A 19,991-nucleotide genomic window follows, 5' to 3' on the forward strand; every position below is an offset into this window, starting at 1 on the left:
TTTAATTCCTAAACAGAGCTGTTCGTGATTTTGTTTGATTTTTTAGTGAAAAATCAAAAAACAATTTACGTTATGAATTCTAGTAATGTCTCCAAACTCTCAACAACTTTCTCCTCCAACATCCATTGCCAAGTATTTTCATTCTGCTTTTTCACTTTGATAATCAAATTATTTTCAATATTATTATTATTAAAATTTTCATTAAAAACTTCTGCGTAAACACCTCGTTTTTCTAGTGCTAGTTTTGTCCAATATGTTCCTATGGCATCGCCTTCAATGAAATAAGTAATTTTGTGTTCTTTATTCTGAATCTTAAAATTTCCCTTTTCTCTATCAAAATAAAGAGGAGGACGAATAAAAGCATTTGATAGTTCTCCATTCAAAACTAATTCTTCTGCCAAACCTACAAGTAGTTTTCGGTTTTGTAATTTTCCTTTTCGATTTAATTTATTCGTATCAGAATTAGATGAAGAAATAAGCCACAAAGTATGGGCAATCTGTAAAATAAGGTCTAATTCGTGTGTTGAGACTAAAATTGCTTTATTAAATTCTGTTGCAATCTGTGATAAAAGAAGCATTATTTCACTTCGGTTTACCAAATCTAAATGTGCTGTTGGCTCATCTAAAAGCAAAATATCGCCTTCTTGTGCCAATGCTCGTCCAATCATAGTTTTTTGCCTAAGTCCATCACTCAACTCTCCTATCGGAATATCTGCATAATCATTCATCGAAACAGCTTCTAAAGCCCAATCAATCTTTTTTTGGTCTTCTTTATCAAGATTTCCACTCCACGAAGTATGAGGATAACGCCCTAAAGCAATCAATTCTTTTACAGTTAGCCGAGTAGTAGCTGCTTGTTCTGTCAGAACGAGACTTATTTTTTTAGCAATTTCTTTTTTAGATAGTTTTTGAATTGACTTCTCAACTGTTTTTTCTGAATTATTATAATTTTCAAAGCTCAGAGAAACAGTTCCCAAAATTGGCTTCTGAACTCCTGCAATCGTTCGTAAAAGTGTTGATTTTCCTGCACCATTTATTCCCAATAAAGCCGTTAGTTTTCCTTTTTCTAAGTGAAGATTAAGATTTTCTAAAATTATTTTGGAAGGATAGCCAATGGTTAGGTTTTGAGTTTTGAGCATTTATTTTATATCCTATTTTTATTATTTATTTAAGCTGCGTAGCTGCAAAATATTTGTAGAAATATAACAAAACGAAACTTAAAGCTGCGTAGCTGCGAAATATTGAAATTCTTATTTGATATTAAAATCATTTGTCTTCAACCCATTCAAATAAATATTTCTCCTCATAATCAATCTCAAACTTCTTTAATAATAAAATATATTCTTCTCTAAAAGTTCTTTTTCTATGATGTTTAGGCTGATTTAGAATATAATTTACAACATTATCCAAAGCAGATTTCGAATAAGTAAATGCTCCATAACCTCTTTGCCATTCAAATTTTGTTTTTACAAACTTCTTCTCTTTTATAAATTTATTAGACGATGTTTTTATTTCACTTACTAAATCTGAAATAGTCAAATTAGGATTTAATCCAATAAGCAAATGTAAATGGTCAGGCATACAATAAATTGCCAAAGGCTTATGTCCTACTTGTTTCACAATCCCTGTAATGTACATTTGCAATTCATCTCTAAATGATTCTTTTATCAAACTATTTCTTCCCTTTACAGCAAAAACAAGCTGAACATAAAGTTGTGTATAAGCATTTGGCATAATTATTTTTTTTAAAATCAAAATAAAATTTAATCTACAAATATTACGCAGCTACGCAGCTTGATGGAACTAATAATTTACAATTTATCATTCTTTTCATCTTCCTTCACATCTTGCATATACGGAACTGGCACAGACTCTCCTGTGGGAATAATATTTCTATGTTTTTGAGTTCCTTTACGAACACGCATATTTATAACTTCTACAATACAAGCAAATGCCATCGCTACATAAACATACGATTTTTCGACATGAACATCTAAGGATTCCAAAACTAAAAGAAAACCAATCAGAATCAAGAAAGAAAGCGCAAGCATCTTGAAAGTAGGATTATTATTTATAAAATCGCTAATCTTTCCAGCAAAAATCATCATTACAATCATAGAAATAATAACAGCGACAATCATAACCGAAACTTCTTTTACAATTCCGACAGCCGTAAGAATAGAATCAAATGAAAATACAATATCTACTAAAATAATTTGAAAAATAGCTGCTGCAACAGCATTACTACCTACCTTTGGAGTTTCTTCTTCTTCGGTAAGCTCCATTTTGTCATGAATTTCTGTTGTACTTTTATACACCAAAAACAAACCACCTAAAAGCAAAATAATATCTTTCCAAGAGAGTTTTCCTCCTTCCCCTAAGTCTTTCGTTATTCCTAACATATTTATAAATGCTGTTGCATCAAAAACTGTTGCTGTGAGTCCAATAAGCCACGTAATAGCAAATAAAAGACAAATACGAACTACTAAAGCCATCGCCAAACCTATCAAACGAGTAGAGTTTTGTTTTTCTGGTGGAACTTTTCCTGCAATAATACTGATGAAAATAATATTGTCTATTCCTAAAACGATTTCTAAAAGAGCAAGAATAAAAAGGCTTGTAAGTCCTTGTGCAGTCAGTAAATACTCAAAATTCATAAAAAACAGGTAGTTTAGTTGATGTTATGCTAAAATCAAATATTTTGGCTTGATTTTGTTAATTGATTATAAATATAGTGCAAAGCTATACAGAAATCCTAAAAATAAAACCTTTGAGTTGATTTTTTACGTATAAATAGTATAACTTTGTTACACAAAATGAAAAAATAATTTAATTTAGTGATTTTATTATCTAAACCAAATATTTGATTTTCCAAAAACTCCATATTACAATTACTTGCCTTTGGCTTTCTCTCCAACTCATTTTGGGTTCGGTGGGTCTGCCTATTATTGAGCATTATTGTCAAATGAGTGGAAAAACAAACACTTCTATTATTAAGGCTAAAAAATGCTGTTGTGAAATCTCTGCACAGAATTTAGCCAAACTAAGCAAAAATACAGAAACAGAAAAAAATCATCATTCTATTCAAACAGAAAATAAAAAAGATGATTGTTGTGATACAGAAACTACTTTTGAAAAAGCAGATTTTGAAGCTATTTCTTTAGAGAAAACAACCTTTGATTTTAGTCATTTTGTGGCGACTATTACTTCTGTTTCTCAAATTTATTTCAAAAACTTTATAGGAAAGTCATTTTTTGATACTTTTCAAATCCTTCAATTTGCTGACCTTCCTCCTCCCAACTGGAAGCTAGACAAACTTTTCATTGTTTTTATTCAAGTTTTTCGATTGTAAGAATTACTTCATTATTAAATCCTAAAGGTCTTTGAAGACTCTTAGGGTTTTGGTGCGTTCTTATTTTCACAAAATCTTAATAAATTCAATAGCAATGAAAAAATATAATTTTATCGGTTGTAATCTGTCTTTAGTAGTTTTGATATTTTTATCATTTACTAATTCAGTTACTGCACAAACTGACTCTTTTATACAAGGACAAATTTCAGAAATTTCTCCTACAAACCCAGATTCTCTCTCCCCCTTACCTTTTGCCAATATCGTTTGGAAAGGAACAACAATAGGAACAACAACTGATGAGAACGGTAATTTCAAACTCAAAAAAATAGAAAAAACTGATGATTTAATTATCAGTTATACAGGCTATATATCAGATACCATTTGTACAGAAAATCAATCTTTTTTAGAAGTTACTTTGCATTCTTCTTCTTTAGCAACTGTTACGGTGGCATCTAGCATAGGCGATGTCATTGTAAATCAGAATGAAAAAATTACAAGTAGTGATTTAAAAAAAGCTGCTTGTTGTACGCTTTCAGAGAGTTTTGAAACTAATGCTTCTGTCGATGCCACTACTGCTGATGCAGTTACTGGTTCTCGTCAGATAAAAATGTTGGGACTTGATGGTGTTTATTCACAGCTTTTGGTGGAGGGAATGCCGATGATGAGAGGCTTAAATGTTCGCTCTGGGCTTCAATTTATTTCAGGAACTTGGGTTTCTGCAATTGACATCAATAAAGGTGCTGGTTCGGTTGTCAATGGTTATGAATCTATAACAGGACAAATAAATACACAGCTCATTTCACCTAGTAAAAAGAAAGAAAAAAATGAAAATCTTCTGAACCTTTATTTTAATCCAAATGGAAGGTTAGAAGCTAATCTAAATCTTATTCATCATATCAATTCTAAATGGAGTTCGGCAACGCTTGTACACGCTAGTGGTGCAATGATGGAAAATGATAGAAATAACGATGGCTTTTTAGATTTACCAAAATACAGACAAATCAATGCCTTAAATCGTTGGAAATATGAAGGTAAAAAATTCGAAACTCAATTTGGAATCCGTGTTTTAGATGAAAATCGTTTTGGTGGACAGCTTAATTATCAGACTACTAATTATGGAAAATCTAATGCCAAACCTATTGAAAATAATAATGCTTACGGAGTTCAGATGAATACAAGTAGAATTGAAGGTTGGGCAAAATTAGGTTTTTTCTTGAGCGATAATGTTAGTTTTGGAAATCAAATAACAGCAAATTATCATCAGTTAAATCAAGTTTGGGGAAGAAAGCTTTATAGTGGCGAAGAAGATTATTTTTTCTACAATGGAATTTTAGACTGGACAATTTCTAAAAAACATTTACTTCGTAGTGGTGTAAGTATGGTTTTTAATCATACCTATCAAGATTATTTAGATTATAGTAATGAGCAAAACGAACAACTAAATTTTGTAAGAGAAGAATCTATCCCTGCCGTTTTTGCAGAATATACATTTAATAGAGATGGAGATTTTACGGCTGTGGCTGGTATTCGTTCAGATTTTCATAATTTGTATGGAACACAAGTTTCTCCTCGTCTAAACTTAAAATGGAATGCTGCCAAAAATACCGTTTTCCGTGCTTCTGCTGGACGTGGTTTTCGTGTAGCCAATCCGATTGTAGAAAATAGTCGTTTCTTTGCTAGTTCAAGAAGATTAATTATAAACTCTGATTTACAGCCAGAAATTGCTTGGAACACAGGAGCTAGTTTTGTTCAAGGATTTAATATTGCAGGTAGAAAAGGTAAAGTAACGCTAGATTTTTATAGAACCGATTTCGAAAATCAAGTTGTTTTGAATGTAGAAAATCCATCTGAAATTCGTTTTGATAATCTGAATGGAGAATCTTATGCAAATAGCTTTCAGATTCAAGCAGAATATGAAATTTTAAAAGGTTTAGAAGCTGTTTTTGCTTACAAATACTATGATGTCAAGACGACAATTAATAATGAGTTGGTAACTGTTCCTTATACAGCCAAAAATCGCTTTTTCACAAACTTAGAATACCAAACTAAAAATAAAAAATGGGCATTTGATTGGACTGGGCAATTTATTGGTTCGCAGCGTTTACCTGCTTCTTACGATGAAAATAATGATAATCAGCTTATTGAAAGCTCTCAAAGTCCTGCTTATTTTTTGATGAATGCACAAATTACTCGTAACTTTAAAGTCTCTAGTCATCCTTTAGAAATTTATATTGGAGGAGAAAACCTTACTAATTATTCTCAACCAAATCCAATCATAAATGCTCAAAATCCGTTTGGAGAAAACTTTGACACGAGCAATGTCTATGCTCCAATTATGGGAACAATGGGATATATGGGACTTCGTTTTTACTTCTAAATAATAACTATTGTCAAGGTAAAGACCATTGGCACAGTTAAAAATCTCTTTTCTTTAATTCAATTACTCTTTAAATTTTAATACAATGAAATCAATTATTTTAGTGCTTGTATCTTTAATTATGTCTTTTGCTTTTACTAGTTGTGCTTCCAGCTCGGCAGCCAATGCTTCTAGTGATGAAGTAGTTATCAAAACTGAAACTATTCAATGTGGAATGTGTAAAGACAGAATCGAAACAAGCCTTTCAGAACAAAAAGGAATCAAATCTGTAACTGTTGATGTAGATAAAAAAGAAACAACAGTAGTTTTTAATCCTAAAAAAATTAATCCAGATGCTATCAAAAAAGCCATTGCAGCAGTAGGTTATGACGCTGATGATGTAGAAGCTGAATCAGGAGCTTACAATGATTTACCTACTTGTTGTCAGAAAGGAGGACATTAATTTTCGTCTCTGAAAAAGTAAAACCTCATTTAATTGATTTTAAATGAGGTTTTTTTAAGACTAAAATTATAGATGGTCTGCCCTTTGGGACTGACCTATTTATTGGAAAATCTCTATTATCAAGTAAGCATTCCACCATCTACTTGAAGAACCTGCCCTGTTACATATTTTGAATAATCTGAAGCTAAGAAAACCGTAACATCTGCTACTTCTTTTGAAGAACCTGCACGACGCAACGGAATTGCACTTTTCCATTCTGCTACCATTTTTTCATCTAATTGTTCTGTCATTTCAGTTTCAATAAAACCAGGGGCAATAGCATTACAACGAATATTTCTAGAACCCAACTCTAAAGCAATTGATTTTGTAAAACCAATAATTCCAGCTTTTGACGCTGCATAATTTGCCTGTCCTGCATTTCCTTTAATTCCAACAACAGAAGTTACATTGATGATTGAACCTTGTTTTTGCTTCAAAAATGTACGAGTAGAAGCTTTTACCAAATTAAAAACAGACTTCAAATTTACTCGCATTACTTCGTCCCATTGGTCTTCGCTCATTCTCATCAGCAGATTATCTCTCGTTATTCCTGCATTATTGACAAGAACATCAAGCGAACCAAAATCTTTTGTAAAGTTTCCTATTAGTTCTTCAGCAGCCTTAAAATCAGAAGCGTCTGAACGGTAGCCTTTTATAGTTGTTCCTTTTTCTGAAAGTTCTTTTTGTAGTGCCTCGCCTTTTTCTACACTAGAAAGATAGGTAAAGCCAACATTTGCGCCTTCTTCTGCAAAACGCTCTGCCATTGCACGTCCGATGCCACGAGAAGCACCCGTAATCAATACATTTTTTCCTGAAAGTAATCCCATAAATAAGTTTAAGTTGTTTATTTTAAATTGTAGTAATTCTAATTTTCAAAAATACGATAAATATTATAATGAGTAGTTAAAAATTAGTCTTTATCTAAAACTTTAGAAGTTTCTGAATAAAAATTAACCTTTTTCCTTTCTCTCAGAAAAATAAACGCCATTACAACAAACTTTAAAATAGAAATAGAATAATAGACAAATAAAGACTCAACATAATTTTGACTTCTCATTTCGAAGTAAGGTGTTATTTCTCCATTATAATTATCTGAGATAAAAAAACCATAAAGCATTGGAGAGCCTGTAGCAATTACATACAAAACCACATATGAAATTATCGTAAAAATTAGTGTCCTCTGTAAGGAGTTACTTCTTTGTGAAATTACTTCCTTTATTTTTTGCAGAGAAAAATAAAGTAGAGATAAGACAATAGATAAAATAAGATATTGTGATAATGCAAATAGATAAAAACTACCAATATTAAGAAAATTAGAAATCCAATTGAACAGAGTTTCTAATAAGTTATTTAGAATCGTCAAATTCAAACATAAAAAAACACCAACACCAATAATTTGGTGAATTTGTTTTAAATCAATAGTTAACTTAGATTGATTTTTCATAAAGTTATTTTTTCAAATAAAATTTATAATGACGTAGAAGAATTTTGAAAATTAGTATTTTTGAGAAATACATAAGCTACAACAGTAAGCTTTATTATAGTAGTAATAGCATAAGTTCCAAGTCCTATATAGGGAACATAAGATTCTCCATAGTTTTTATTTATATCAGAATCCAAAACCTCTATAAAAAAATAAGCTATAGCAGAAGGCGATACTGCCAAATATATTGCTAAAATAATAATTCCAATTATGAATAAAACAATCATCTTCTTGTGATAATTTTCGTTTTCATAATTTTGCTTGATATTTTTCACAAGCATAAAGAACACAAATAATACAATACATAAAGTTGTAAAATCATTAATAGGATAAGCTATTAAGGCATTGAAGTTAAATTTAGCAGGAAGATACATGAAAATCGTTTTCAAAGTAGCACTAATGCTAGAATCCAAGTAGTTCAAAAACCAAAACATAAAAACACCTACTCCAATAAGTTTTAGGAGTTGTCTTGGTTGAATAGTAATTCTTTCTTGATTTATCATTTTTTCAAAAATACTTCCTTTACTAATTCTAAAATCTGTGAATGAACATTTGTAGCTGCAATTATTTGTTTTCCAAAAACATAATTATCAACAATTTCATTTCCTTCAAAATCGCTTACAATTCCTCCAGCTTCTTTTACTAATAGCGTACCTGCTGCAACGTCCCAAGCATTCAAATTATATTCAAAATAACCTTCAAAACGTCCTGCTGCCACAAAAGACAAATCTACTGCTGCCGAACCAAGTCTTCTAAGTCCGTGTGCTGCCTTCATCATTGTTCCCATCATAGAAAGGTAATCTTCTACTCGTTCGAAATCTTCGTAAGGAAAACCTGTTGCTATCAATGATTTTCCTAGTTCATTTTCTCCAGAAACAGTTATTTTTTTTCCATTTAGAGTTGCTCCTCCATTTTGATGTGCTGCAAAACATTCTTTACGGTTTACTTCATAAACAATGCCTACCAAAAGCTCTGTTTTGTTGCTTTTTGTATAGGCAAGAGCAATACTGATTGAATAGACAGGTATTCCATGAACAAAATTTGTTGTCCCGTCTAATGGGTCAATTATCCAATTGAAGCCTTCTTCTTTTGGTGTTCCTGTACCTTCTTCTGCAATAATCCCAGCTTGTGGTAAAAGTTCTCTGAGGGCTTCAACTATTTTTTTTTCTGCTTCTTTGTCCACATAAGAAACCAAACTATTAAAGCTTTTTACTTCAATATCATCTTTATCAAAATCTTGTGCTTCTTTGTAAATAAACTCGGCTACTTTTTCAGCTAAATGGCTCACTTCTTCTCTTAGAAAAGGTAAATCAAGGTTAGTTTTGTCTATAAAGGTTGAATCTGATGGGTTAGTAGCCATATTTTATCTAGTGATTAGTGATTAGTGATTAGTGATTAGTGATTAGTGATTAGTGATTAGTGATTAGTGATTAGTGATTAGTGATTAGTGATTAGTGATTAGTGATTAGTGATTAGTGATTAGTGATTAGTGATTAGTGAGAAATTGCATTTCTATACTCATTGTTTTGAATTTCTTGTCGTTAAAAAAATAAATTTGTAATTAGCTTCGCTGCTTTGGCAGGTCGTAATTCGTAATTTATAAGGATTTGAGTAATACTTTTATGTCTTCTTCAATTTGCTTTTCTAAAGACTGTCTGACCGATGTACGAACAACTCCCAAACTCTCTAACTGCCGAGCATAATTGAGTAGTGATTTTTTAGTTTTCAAGATTTCATCACGCAACCTCATTCTATCTTCTACAAAGGTTCTTTCTTTTACAAAATCTTGTTTTTTGAATTTATTTTCTTTCACAGCTAGTATTGATTCAGCTTTTATTCTTTGCTTAACAGCTACACTTTGCTTCTGTATAGCAGAATCTATTTGGGCTAGTGCATCTTCTAGTTGTCGGTTTTTGCTATTTAGGTTTTCAATAGCTTCTTGTGCTTCAATTTTACTTTTAATAGCTTCATCTTCGCTTTGTTTGGCTAACCGTTCATTTTCCATAGCTCTTTTTTCACTCTTCTCTGCACTTGTTTTTTCTATGAAGGCATACACACCAGCAACCATTGAGACAAGAAGCGCAAAGGAGGCTATAACAAGAAATAATTTTTGGCGTTCGATTCTTTTCTTTGCCTCTTCATTTCTAGCTTTCTCTAAATTAAGTAGTTGTTCTTCTACTTCTTTCTTTTCATTCTCTTTTGCTTCAATAGATTGCTTACAGGCTTCCAAATATTCGGCTTGTAGGGCATTTGGCGATGGTTTTTTCTTTTTCAGAATTGCTTCTTCGTACCACGATTGTGCTAAAAAATATTCTGTTCCAAAAAGCAAAAAGTCATCATTTTTTTCTTGTCTTTGCCATTGAAGTGCTTCTTGATACCAATGATTGTGTGCTTTTACATGCTCTCTGTCTGTATCTAATGTACGAATCATTTCAGCAAATGCATCGTGGAAAGTTGCTTGATTGGGAATAAAATTTATCCATTGTATATCTGATAATTCCATTGGAATATCAAATGTTTCGGTTGCTCTATACAGAATGGTAATAATTCTTTTTCCTAATTTAGCAGCAAATTTTACCTCTCCCTCACAATAAGGAGACTTAACAGAATCAGGAGAAATAATAAAGACAAAATTCTCACAAGCTTCAATTCCATTATAAATTTCTTGCTGAAAGTTTGCGCCAGAAGCTATACTTTCTTGGTCAAACCAAGTTGTTTTTCCATTTTCTTGTAGCTCGTCATTGAGCCTCCTTGCATAATCTCCATCAGCTCTTGAATAAGAAATAAATACTTCTGTACTTAGCTGACCACTTTTAGCTTCACTTTCTCTAACAAACTCTTCGTGAAGACGGGTAGGTAAATGTGTCTCTCTTTGAAGTCCTATTTTTAACCAAATTTTTGCCTCATCAAGATTATGACCTCTAAGCAAAATACTGGCATTATGGTTTTGTTCCTTCCAACGAATTGCTTTATTAAGAATAATTTTATGTTTATGATAATAGTCTCTGTCTTTGTTTATCTCGTTTAGTAGTTCGTCTATATCTTTTTCATAATCTGTTTTTTCATTCTTTGAACGTGGAATAAAATCGTAATTATTATCTGTAAAATCAATAAACTGTAAATTTCTAATCTCTACTGGAAAATCATGAACAGGAACACTATCCATTCGCAAAGGAATAATTCTTTTATTATATTTTACGGCGTGTGCAAGTTCTTTTTTACAATATTCAGATTTGATAGATTCGTGCGTAATGAAGAAAATAAAATTATCAGCCTGTTCTATTCCATTTTCTACTTCTTTATCAAAATCTCCTCCTGCCTGAATGTCTATTTGATGCGTCCAAGTAGTAATAAGGTACTGCGACAAAGAACGCAAAACTCTATTTCTAATCTCTTCGTCCTCTTCTGCATAAGAGATAAAAGCATCTGTCATTCTATTTTCAGAGTTTTTACGAGCTTCTGAAATAAATTCGCAATGAATAGAAGAAGGCAAACAAGGGGGTTGTCCATCATTAAAAGCAGTAAGTAACCATTGTTCGGATTCTGTTTGTCTGTCTCCAAAGGGCAAATAACGAGTATTACGGTACTGTTTTTCCCATTCTAAAGCCGTATGCAAAAGTTCTGTATGACGTCGTACATATTCTTTGTGGCTTTCCAAAATAGAAAGTAGCCCTTCTTCTCCTTGTTTTTTATCATCAATATCTAACCACTCGTGCTGTCCTTTTCCTTCTATCATATTTTCCCTCATATAAATCCAATTTCTTTTTTTTATGGCAGGATTCATAAATTCTTCTATCATATCTCCAGAAGGCTCAATATGAAGAATAGGAATAATTCGTTTGCTATACTTGACAGCTAATTCAATTTCCTTTTTACAATAAGGAGAGCGAATAGAATGAGGAGCAATCACAAAAATAAAATTATCAGATTTTTCTATTCCCTCATCTATTTGGTCTTGAAAATCGACAGCTAGAGGAATATCATTTTGGTCGAACCACACTTTATATCCTTTTTCAGTCAATAAATCGTATAATTGAGAAGCAAAATACTTGCTTTCAGCTCTTCCATAAGAAATAAAAATATCTTTATAATTAGGATTGGACATAATGAGATTTCAATGTATTGTAATATAAGAATGAAGGATGTTATTGAAGTAGTCGTTTTTTAATGTTCTTTTAGCAAGATAGAAAAACTTTTTCAGATACTAAACTTGCTTGATTTTACACTTAAAAATAATGCTTTTTTGGGTCAAAATAAAAACTCAGTTACTTTTTTTTGAAGAATAGAATATTTAATGAACTTTTTTTACTTTATGAAAGTTGAGTTTATGAATCTAAAAAGTAAAAGACATCTTAAACTTATACATTGATAATGAAAGAGTTATCTAGATATAGCACTCAAGCTCTATTTTCACTTTGAAGTTTGAGAGAAAATTTTCACAAAAAAATCAGAAAAAGTTAATTCAATCTCTTGCAAACTTCAGATAAACCTTTTACCTTTGCATTCACAATTACGGAACGAATAAGCAAAACAAACTTCAAATTCTGTAATTTTATATGGCGATCATAGCTCAGTTGGTTAGAGTATCGGTTTGTGGTACCGAGGGTCGTGGGTTCGAACCCCACTGTTCGCCCAAAGTTTCTTTTTAGAATGAAATTTTTTAAAGGAAAAATACAAAAGGCAATTTCTAAAATTTAGAAATTGCCTTTTTTTATTTTATATATTTTTTATTGTTTTTTTTGTACAGATTCTAAACCTTTGAGGTTTTAAAATTTAGACACAAAAAAAAGCATAGAATAAAACTCTATACTTAATTTGTTTTTAGATTATGGCAAGTCTAAAAAAACCGTCTTACATATTTTCTAGTCCTCAAAAGAATCATCGGAGTAGGTTACCTCACGGAGTAGCTCCCATTCGGTTTTTTCGCCTATTACTTTGATAGCTCCGTAAAGTTTCAAGCTGAAACCTTCCTCTTTTTTTATCAATGCTCTTTCACGTTTTTCGAACTCTTTTTGGGCATCTTCTAAATTCATATATTGCCCTCTTTTTCCTCCTCCTGTTACTCTGAAAAGGTTAAATACTCCATCTTCTGGGTTTACTGTTTGCGCTTTCTTTTTCGCCATTTTGTATTAAAATTATTGGTTTTTGTTTGGATATAAATTATTGTCTCTGTCGTCTAAGTCGTCTAAAATATCGGTAAGTTGTGAAATATTTATTGTTTTCAAAACCTCATTACTCAAACCTTTGAGGTTGTAGATTAGCCTTTCTATGGCATCAACTGTGTAGTTTTTGAATAATTCTTTATAGTTTTCTGATGTGGTGTTTTCTGTGGTATCTGTTACTAAAACTAACCATTGTATATGCCTTAATGATTCTATTTTATTTTCAATATCATTAAAAAGCTCCTTGGCTTCTTTTGACACTTCACTTTTGCGATAATCTGTATTACCTACCTTGGCAATTATACTAAGCTTTTTTCTACAATAAGCCGAACATGTTTTTTTATCTTTCCTTGATTTTCTTGGTAAAATCTCTCCACATGATAAACACTTTCTTTCCTTTACTACTTCCTTTTTTGACATACCTTTTTAATTATTCTATACTACTAATTTACGGATTATTTGACTTTAAGATACTGTTTTTCAATCCTTTGTTCACACTTACCAATTTTCAACACTTTCAACAATGCCCAAAAAATACGTTCCAATAGCCATAAAAGGTATTTTATAGAGTTGCATATTTTCACACTTAGCACACTTATTAATTTTTTTGGGTGAGATGGTTTGCTTTTTTATCAAACCTTCAAAAAACCTTATTAAATCCTTATATACGGCTTGTATAAGGCGTTTTTCTATTATTTTTTAGTTTCATTTTGTCCGTTTTTATCAGAATGGCTCAAAAACCTTGTCAAAACCTTCAAAAAACCTTCTAACAGTACCGTAAAGGCACTTTTTAAAAACAAATAGCCTTTTCTAGCTTGTGAGGAGCATTTTTGATTTTCAATTTTGCAAAAAAATACCAAAAACCTTAAAAAAACCTTGTTTTGATAAATTTTTAGGTTTTGGCTGTTTTTGTCCTGTTAGTCAGTTGTTTTATGGCTTAATAGACTGTAAACGCACTTTTTGAGCTAATTTTACAAAAAAACAAACCTTAGTGAAACCTTGAAAAAACCTTATTTAAACCTATACATATACCTTTAATGTAGTAGGTATATGTATAGGCTATTAGTAGGTTTTTATCTCAACATATCCTACAAAATTATTTTTCTAAGAAGTTATTTTTTTGTCTTTCTGAATGTCTTACCTGTTTTTGCTTCCCAAGCTGTGATACGGCATTTTTCGGAGCAATAAGTATGATTCCACGTTTTATATATGAATGGTTCTTTACAGTTCAAACATTCTCTATTTCCTTCGTCTAACGGCTTGCGTTTAACGGCTTGCGTTGTGTCCTTTTTTCCAAATTGAAAACCGATACTTTTTTGAGGTTGTACCGTTGGTATTGTGTATGGCTGTACGGCTTGCGTTACGTCTGTCGTTACGCTTTGCGTTTGTGATAGAAACGTTTTGAGTATTTCGGCTATTTCTGTCAATGGTTCGCTTTTCGGTTGGTCTGCTGTGGGATTTTCCTTTTTTGGCAGAATATCAAAATTTACTCCTTCACGTTCTGTATTTCTCAAATAGATAAATCTAAAACGATAACAGATAATACAAATAATTTCTAAGCACAAAACAATAAAAGAAACTATGTAAGCCGTGTTAGCTCCTTCTTTGGCATTTTCTAAGGTGTTTTTTACGGCTTTATTGCTTTCTAATGTTATTCTATTATCTAATTTGTCTAAAAGGTTGTTTTTGGCTTCTGTGGCTTCTTTCAAGTCTTTACGTGCATTGTTTGCCCTCCAACCTTTAGAGTATTTTTTTAGAGTTTCTTTTGAACTATTGATACTCATTTCATAGCCTTCTAATTGGGAGCTGTACATATTTTTCAAACTGTCGGTTTGTATGGCTAGTTCTGTTTGAATGATTGTACTTTTATCATTCATTTCTACGGTAAGGAATGCGCCCCCAATGGCAGAAAATAAAACAGATAATACAAAAGTAAATCCTAAGCCTAATTTTGCGCCTGTTGGTGCGTTTTCTCCTTTTGAAGTGGCTATAAATAGGTTTATTGCTGACTGGCTTTTGAGCATTTCCAAACCTACCAATAAACCAATAAGTAAAAGTCCTATCAAACTAGAAATAATAACTTTTAGGGCTGTTAATTCTCCTGTATGAAAGGCTTTTGCTATCAAATAGACACTTGCAATACCTAACAGAAAGCTAACGATATGATAAACACTTGTAAATCCATTAGAAAATTGATACAAATTCCTGTTTTTTTGTGCGTATGGTTTGGGTGTGAGTTCTTTTTGTGCTTCCAAATAATATCCTTTTTTGGCTGTTTCCTGTAACGTATCTGTAAATACGTCGTTTTGGTGTGTTTCCTGTGGCGTTTTAGCCTGTGGAGTGGTGTTTTTGCTTAATTTTTGCATAACTTTGTATATGGTTTTTTAAAAAGTGGGAAAACTTTGTTTTAAGACCAAACTAACGCCTTTGCTTATGCTTGGGCGTTTTTTGTTTGGCTACTGGTTAGAAATTGATTAAAGTCGTTATAATCCTTGTATGTATCGGATTTGTCAAACAATGGAATAGCTAATTTTTTTAGTTCGTTTGTGGCTTCTTTTCCTGCTGTATCATTGTCTAGGAAAGTGAAAATTTTAGTAGCTGCTAATGATTTTAGTATCTGTTTTGCTTTTTCTGTGTGGCTAGTAGAATTCAGAATTAAAATATTTGCTTTAAAATTCTTTTTGTAGTAAGTGATTGCAGAAAGAAAGTCGATAAAACCTTCAAATATTATCCACGTTGTAGAATTTTTGTATAAAATGGTTCTTATATCAGCTTTTCCAAAATTGCCTTTAAAACTCTTATTTCTGACTGCATAACCTTCTGAATCATTTGAGAAAAACAAACCGTAATACCATTTATTTTTTAGTTCGTATTGTTGGTATTTTATGTATTCTTTGGCAAGTGATGGACTAATACCACGTTCTTTTTTTAGATAGTAGTTTAGATTGTTTTTTTGTTTGTCGGTTGCTTCTTTGTGGTTTGGTAATGGCTGATTGAAATGAGGTTTTGAAAGAAAAAAGTTATCATCTTTTGGTTGTTGTACAAACTCCTTATTGAATGCCAAAAGAAAATACATGGCTTCTACAAATGATTTTCTTTTGTATTCCATTGTGAGCGTCATGACGTTCCAAATTCTCCCACTACTCAAATCTTTTGCAATCCAAATATTTTGAGTTTGATGTTTGAATACTGAAAAGCTGTTACTACTTTTTTCTGTTCGAAAAGGATTTTCAAAAAGTGAGTTTGAAAGTTTGACAAATCCAAATTCTACTAATAAAGCTCTCAAATCTGTTTTATTAGCTTTCTCTATTTGCTGGGGTGTAAATCTGTTATTTTGCATAATTATATAAAATTTGTGTTTTTTATTACTTCTGAAAAACACGTTTTTAAAAGTCTTGAAAAGTGCTGTAACACTGTAACACTGTAAACATTTACTAAAAAGTTGATTTTTGATAGTGTAAGAGTAGTTTTTGTGTTTACAGTATAATTTTAAGGTACTGTAAACTATCTTTTTGTAAAAACACTCTTTAACTATGTTTAAAAGCCTATTTAGTTGTAAAACGTTAATTTAATAGCCTAAATGTTAATATTTTGATGATTGATTTTAACTAAAAAAATTACATTGAAATTTTAGAGTTTTAAAATTGAATGATTTTTTTGAGTAAGTTTTTATGCTTTTTTCTTTCAAAACCTTATTATTTAAAGATTATAGTTTTTGACGAATGAAGTATAATTTTAAACCACCTTTTCACAAAAACACTCTCAAACTCTTTAAATAAACTTTGCTTTCTAAACTGTTTACAGTGTTTACAGTACACTAATTTTTCTACTGTAAACAAAAAACTATCTTTAAGCTATCAATAAGCCTTATTTTAGAGAATGTTTACAGTGTTACAGTGTTTACAGTAGTTTTTAAAACTTTATGTTTTTTTTACTTGTAAGGTTTTGGTATTGAATAGTGCTTTTTTAATCGCCTTTTTTCTTAATTACTGAATAAAAGCGTTTTGTAGTCCTTCCGATGCGTTCGTGTTTTTGACAAAAACCGAAATTTTGAAGGCGTTGCCCTAATTGAGTTGGATAAATTTTAGTAGGTGCGTAAAAGTCTAAAAACTTGGCTAGTTCTGTGGCTGTCATATCCACGATTTTATCTTTATTGTCTTCTGTTGGTAACTCCAAACATTCCTCGATAACTTCCATTATAGAATCCGTAATTTGAAATTTGTAGCTATAACGGTTTAGTAATTCTTTATCTTCTGAGTTTAACTCGTGCGTTTCTCCATTCTTAAAACAGTGATAGGCTTCCATTAATAAATCCGTTTTGTCTATTGCGTTATATTCTTTGTGTTCAATGCTACTCACTTCAATAGGCAATAAACGCCTATTTCCTGTTAAATCCCCTAACAATTCATAATCATTACTAGTACCTGCAAACGATGCAATTCGCTTGATAGATTGCATCAAACGACCATAAGGCAAACGAACTCTAAAAGTGTCTTTATCAGATAACGCCTTTAATAGCTTCCAATCACTTTTATTTTTACCTCCCATTTCATCATCTAAAATGATTAAAGCCGAACCCATTTTTTGAGCTAAATCACTTTCTTTTTCATTATCCAATTTAGTTTCAATCAAATAATTTTTCAATTCACTTGGGAGCATTCTCAAAAAGAACTGACTTTTTCCTGTTCCTTGCCCTCCTACTAAAATCAAAAATAAATTACTTTTACCTCCGTAAACACTGGCTATAAGACCTATTAACCATTTTTTGATAAATCTATAATTATAGTCTTCATTGCTTAATCCGTTGCTACTCACTTCAATAGGACTAATAATAGAATCTGAAAAAGCCTTTATTACTCCTGTTGGTTTTCGCTTTTTATTCTTTTCGAAAAAGTCAATAAAAGGATTATATTTTGTAATGAAATTACTGTTTAGGATAGTAAAAAACGTATTACTGGAACATTTTTTAATACCAAAATTTTGCGCTTCTATTAAAATAGTATTCAAGTCTGCATCATTCAAAATACGTCCTTTGTTATCAAATTCATTAGTTATTAAATTAAGCCTTAATCCTTTTTCATAGTGGCGTAAATAGGTCAAGATTTGGTCATTTTTGTTTAGAGAATAGAAATGAAAAAATACTTCATTCTCCTTATACATTCTTTCAATTATGTTTTTTGCTGTTGTCGGATTGATAGTAGAAAATTTGGGTATCAATTCAGCTTTTGACAATTCTATATCCTGTCCTTTTTTTATACACTCTAATATTTGAGCTTCAAAAATCTTTTTAAAATCATTACTAACTACTTCATTTTGAGGCTTTTGAGTAGTTATATTTGTTCCATTATTTGAAACAATATTTGTGTTTTCTGCGTTTAATTCCATATATTTACTGTTGTTTAGATTTAATTATTTATTTGCGTATAAGTCATTCTGAACAATCAAAAGACAGTATAAAACCGTTTAGATTCGCTTCTAAACGGTTTTTTTGTGTTCTATTGGCTCTTATGCTACTGCCTTTCGTTTTTTATTTGTCTTTGCTTCTACTTCTGAAAGACAAACCAAAAAAGCGCACTTCTTTTGCAGAATGTTGTACCACACTAAAGAGTATTCAAAAGGCTTACAAGCTGTTTCTAAGGCATCACTACACACGAAATCAAAAAACATAGGCAAGTATATTTTTGCTTGTGTGGCTACTAACATTATATCTTGTCCTTGTTTTAGATGATAGATTGTACTAACACAATCGTAAAAATTAATAATTACTTCTTGCTCCTTTGGGCTGCCCTGTGTTTGGCTCTTAGTGCATAGCTCATAAACTTGGGCCACAAATCCATATAAATTTTTATCTGTCAATAGACTTACATAGACTGGAGCAGTAGCGTTTTTTTGTTCGGTTGTCAATTCTGAAAACGTCATGATAATTGGTTATTAAAAAGTGGGAAAATTGATTTACTGAATAGTGGGAAAACTATTTTTTAAAATCGTTTGAGAATAGGGAATACAAAATTTCTTTTTCTCAAAACTCGTGCATCTGGACGGCTCAAATAATTATAAGTAGATTCTCCATTTGTGTGTCCTAAATAATCCTGTACGCATTGAGGATTATAATTATTCTCTTTATATACATCTAATGCTGTTGTAGCTCTGAAACTATATAGCGTTTGAAACTTATCAAGCTCTAGGGCATCTTTTACCTTTTTGAATGCATGACAAAAAGTGTTTTTACTGGCTATCTTTTTTCCTATGCCCTTTGACTGGTTAGAAAACAAATAATAAGAACTTGGAAACTTATCAATATTCCATTTTTTGAGTTCCTTAATAAATTCAATAGGAATTTCAATCGTTCTTTCTATGCGTGTCTTTATAGTTAGACTTTCGGGACGTATGAGCCAATTTTGAGTATCAATATTACCTACTCTTAGCTGTCTAATTTCATTCGGTCTTAATCCTGTGTATCTGAAAAACTCAATAAAACGCAATAGAAAAACATTGTTTTCTCTTAGATAATCATATATTTTTTTGATTTCCTTGTCATTGTACGGCTTATGATATTGCGTACTTTCTTTGCGTAACCTTGGGATTGATAAAGCATTGTTTCTGTTTATCCATTCCTTTTCATAGAAATAATGAAAGGCATTTTGTAAGAAGTTTCTATAGTCATTATAACGATTATTACTCACACCCCTATCCTTTTTCATAGCTGCCAAAAGTTCGTATAAAACGCCTGTGGTTGCGTTCTCTATTGGTAGAGTGTCAATACCTAATTTTTGCAAAGTAAGAAGCATAATATTAGAAATTGACTTAATACGCTCATCTGTTCGGTTGCCGTTTAGATTTGTTTTGTAAGCCAAATACACCTCAATACCTTCATATAAATTTGAAGGTTTATGAAATGCTACGACTGGTTTAATTGGTTTTAACATAGTGGGAAAACTTTGTTTAATTGGTTACTGATTCCTTTGGTAAAAATTTAATGGTACTCTCGTGGAGCTCCAAAATGTGTACATCGAAATATTCTGAAAGCCTTTGCATTTCGTCGAACATTAATGGTTTTTCATTTCGGATTAATTGATAAAAACGTCTTGAACCTATACCGATATGAGAAAAAAACGCCCTGTTAGGTTTAAAAGTCA

The 19,991-nt window shown here is 31.4% G+C and carries 18 protein-coding genes and 1 tRNA gene; 4 read left to right on the forward strand and 15 right to left on the reverse strand.

The genetic code is table 11. From position 1 onward, the window contains the following. Positions 1-65: 65 nt before the first annotated feature. From WAF17_RS04355 to WAF17_RS04365, 3 genes are all read right to left on the reverse strand, one after another. Positions 66-1,139, reverse strand: a complete 1,074-nt coding sequence (locus WAF17_RS04355) for an ABC transporter ATP-binding protein (protein ID WP_338766707.1) — start codon at positions 1,137-1,139, stop codon at positions 66-68. 127 nt (positions 1,140-1,266) lie between these two features. Next, positions 1,267-1,734 (reverse strand): IS200/IS605 family transposase, encoded by a 468-nt coding sequence (gene tnpA / locus WAF17_RS04360; RefSeq protein WP_338766710.1) that lies wholly within the window; start codon positions 1,732-1,734, stop codon positions 1,267-1,269. A gap of 77 nt (positions 1,735-1,811) precedes the next feature. Further along, a complete protein-coding gene (locus WAF17_RS04365) occupies positions 1,812-2,657 on the reverse strand; it encodes a TerC family protein (protein WP_338766712.1) in 846 nt (281 codons plus the stop codon). Positions 2,658-2,863: 206 nt separating this feature from the next. On the opposite strand from WAF17_RS04365, the gene WAF17_RS04370 reads away from it, so the two are divergent. The 3 genes from WAF17_RS04370 (at position 2,864) to WAF17_RS04380 (ending at position 6,171) form a co-directional block, all read left to right on the forward strand. Then, on the forward strand, positions 2,864-3,352 hold the full coding sequence (locus WAF17_RS04370) for a hypothetical protein (RefSeq protein WP_338766714.1): 489 nt from the start codon (positions 2,864-2,866) through the stop codon (positions 3,350-3,352). A gap of 94 nt (positions 3,353-3,446) precedes the next feature. Next, positions 3,447-5,729, forward strand: a complete 2,283-nt coding sequence (locus tag WAF17_RS04375; RefSeq protein ID WP_338766717.1) for a TonB-dependent receptor — start codon at positions 3,447-3,449, stop codon at positions 5,727-5,729. 85 nt (positions 5,730-5,814) lie between these two features. Further along, positions 5,815-6,171, forward strand: a complete 357-nt coding sequence (locus WAF17_RS04380) for a heavy-metal-associated domain-containing protein (protein WP_338766721.1) — start codon at positions 5,815-5,817, stop codon at positions 6,169-6,171. 119 nt (positions 6,172-6,290) lie between these two features. Here the strand turns inward: WAF17_RS04380 and fabG are convergent, their stop codons facing one another. The 5 genes from fabG to WAF17_RS04405 form a co-directional block, all read right to left on the reverse strand. Beyond that, entirely contained in the window at positions 6,291-7,037 is a 747-nt protein-coding gene (gene fabG, locus WAF17_RS04385) for a 3-oxoacyl-[acyl-carrier-protein] reductase (RefSeq protein WP_338766724.1), read from the reverse strand. Between the two features lie 83 nt (positions 7,038-7,120). Continuing rightward, positions 7,121-7,654 carry a hypothetical protein gene (locus tag WAF17_RS04390; protein ID WP_338766727.1) on the reverse strand — a complete coding sequence of 178 codons (534 nt, stop codon included), beginning with the start codon at positions 7,652-7,654 and terminating at the stop codon, positions 7,121-7,123. A 23-nt stretch (positions 7,655-7,677) separates the two neighbouring features. Continuing rightward, positions 7,678-8,196, reverse strand: coding sequence for a hypothetical protein (locus WAF17_RS04395; protein WP_338766730.1), 519 nt, complete (start codon positions 8,194-8,196; stop codon positions 7,678-7,680). Then, complete coding sequence (locus WAF17_RS04400) at positions 8,193-9,053, reverse strand: inositol monophosphatase family protein (RefSeq protein ID WP_338766732.1); 861 nt, start codon at positions 9,051-9,053, stop codon at positions 8,193-8,195. Before WAF17_RS04400 ends, WAF17_RS04395 begins: the two co-directional genes overlap by 4 nt. Before the next feature lie 237 nt (positions 9,054-9,290). After that, complete coding sequence (locus WAF17_RS04405; protein ID WP_338766735.1) at positions 9,291-11,798, reverse strand: toll/interleukin-1 receptor domain-containing protein; 2,508 nt, start codon at positions 11,796-11,798, stop codon at positions 9,291-9,293. A gap of 454 nt (positions 11,799-12,252) precedes the next feature. On the opposite strand from WAF17_RS04405, the gene WAF17_RS04410 reads away from it, so the two are divergent. Next, positions 12,253-12,326: transfer RNA gene (locus WAF17_RS04410), tRNA-His, on the forward strand. Positions 12,327-12,555: 229 nt separating this feature from the next. On the opposite strand, the gene WAF17_RS04415 is transcribed toward WAF17_RS04410, so the two are convergent. The 7 genes from WAF17_RS04415 to WAF17_RS04445 all read right to left on the reverse strand — a co-directional run bounded on the left by WAF17_RS04415 (position 12,556) and on the right by WAF17_RS04445 (position 19,781). After that, on the reverse strand, positions 12,556-12,816 hold the full coding sequence (locus WAF17_RS04415; RefSeq protein ID WP_338766737.1) for a hypothetical protein: 261 nt from the start codon (positions 12,814-12,816) through the stop codon (positions 12,556-12,558). Positions 12,817-12,828: 12 nt separating this feature from the next. Continuing rightward, a complete protein-coding gene (locus WAF17_RS04420; protein WP_338766739.1) occupies positions 12,829-13,275 on the reverse strand; it encodes a hypothetical protein in 447 nt (148 codons plus the stop codon). Positions 13,276-13,967: 692 nt separating this feature from the next. Continuing rightward, positions 13,968-15,221 carry a hypothetical protein gene (locus WAF17_RS04425; RefSeq protein ID WP_338766741.1) on the reverse strand — a complete coding sequence of 418 codons (1,254 nt, stop codon included), beginning with the start codon at positions 15,219-15,221 and terminating at the stop codon, positions 13,968-13,970. A gap of 65 nt (positions 15,222-15,286) precedes the next feature. Continuing rightward, positions 15,287-16,195 carry a toprim domain-containing protein gene (locus tag WAF17_RS04430; protein WP_338766746.1) on the reverse strand — a complete coding sequence of 303 codons (909 nt, stop codon included), beginning with the start codon at positions 16,193-16,195 and terminating at the stop codon, positions 15,287-15,289. Positions 16,196-16,821: 626 nt separating this feature from the next. Then, entirely contained in the window at positions 16,822-18,240 is a 1,419-nt protein-coding gene (locus WAF17_RS04435) for a VapE domain-containing protein (protein ID WP_338766748.1), read from the reverse strand. A 120-nt stretch (positions 18,241-18,360) separates the two neighbouring features. Then, positions 18,361-18,774, reverse strand: coding sequence for a hypothetical protein (locus tag WAF17_RS04440; RefSeq protein ID WP_338766750.1), 414 nt, complete (start codon positions 18,772-18,774; stop codon positions 18,361-18,363). 59 nt (positions 18,775-18,833) lie between these two features. After that, positions 18,834-19,781 carry a tyrosine-type recombinase/integrase gene (locus tag WAF17_RS04445; protein WP_338766752.1) on the reverse strand — a complete coding sequence of 316 codons (948 nt, stop codon included), beginning with the start codon at positions 19,779-19,781 and terminating at the stop codon, positions 18,834-18,836. Positions 19,782-19,991: the final 210 nt, after the last annotated feature.

The sequence above is a fragment of the Bernardetia sp. ABR2-2B genome, from assembly GCF_037126435.1.
GTDB lineage: Bacteria > Bacteroidota > Bacteroidia > Cytophagales > Bernardetiaceae > Bernardetia.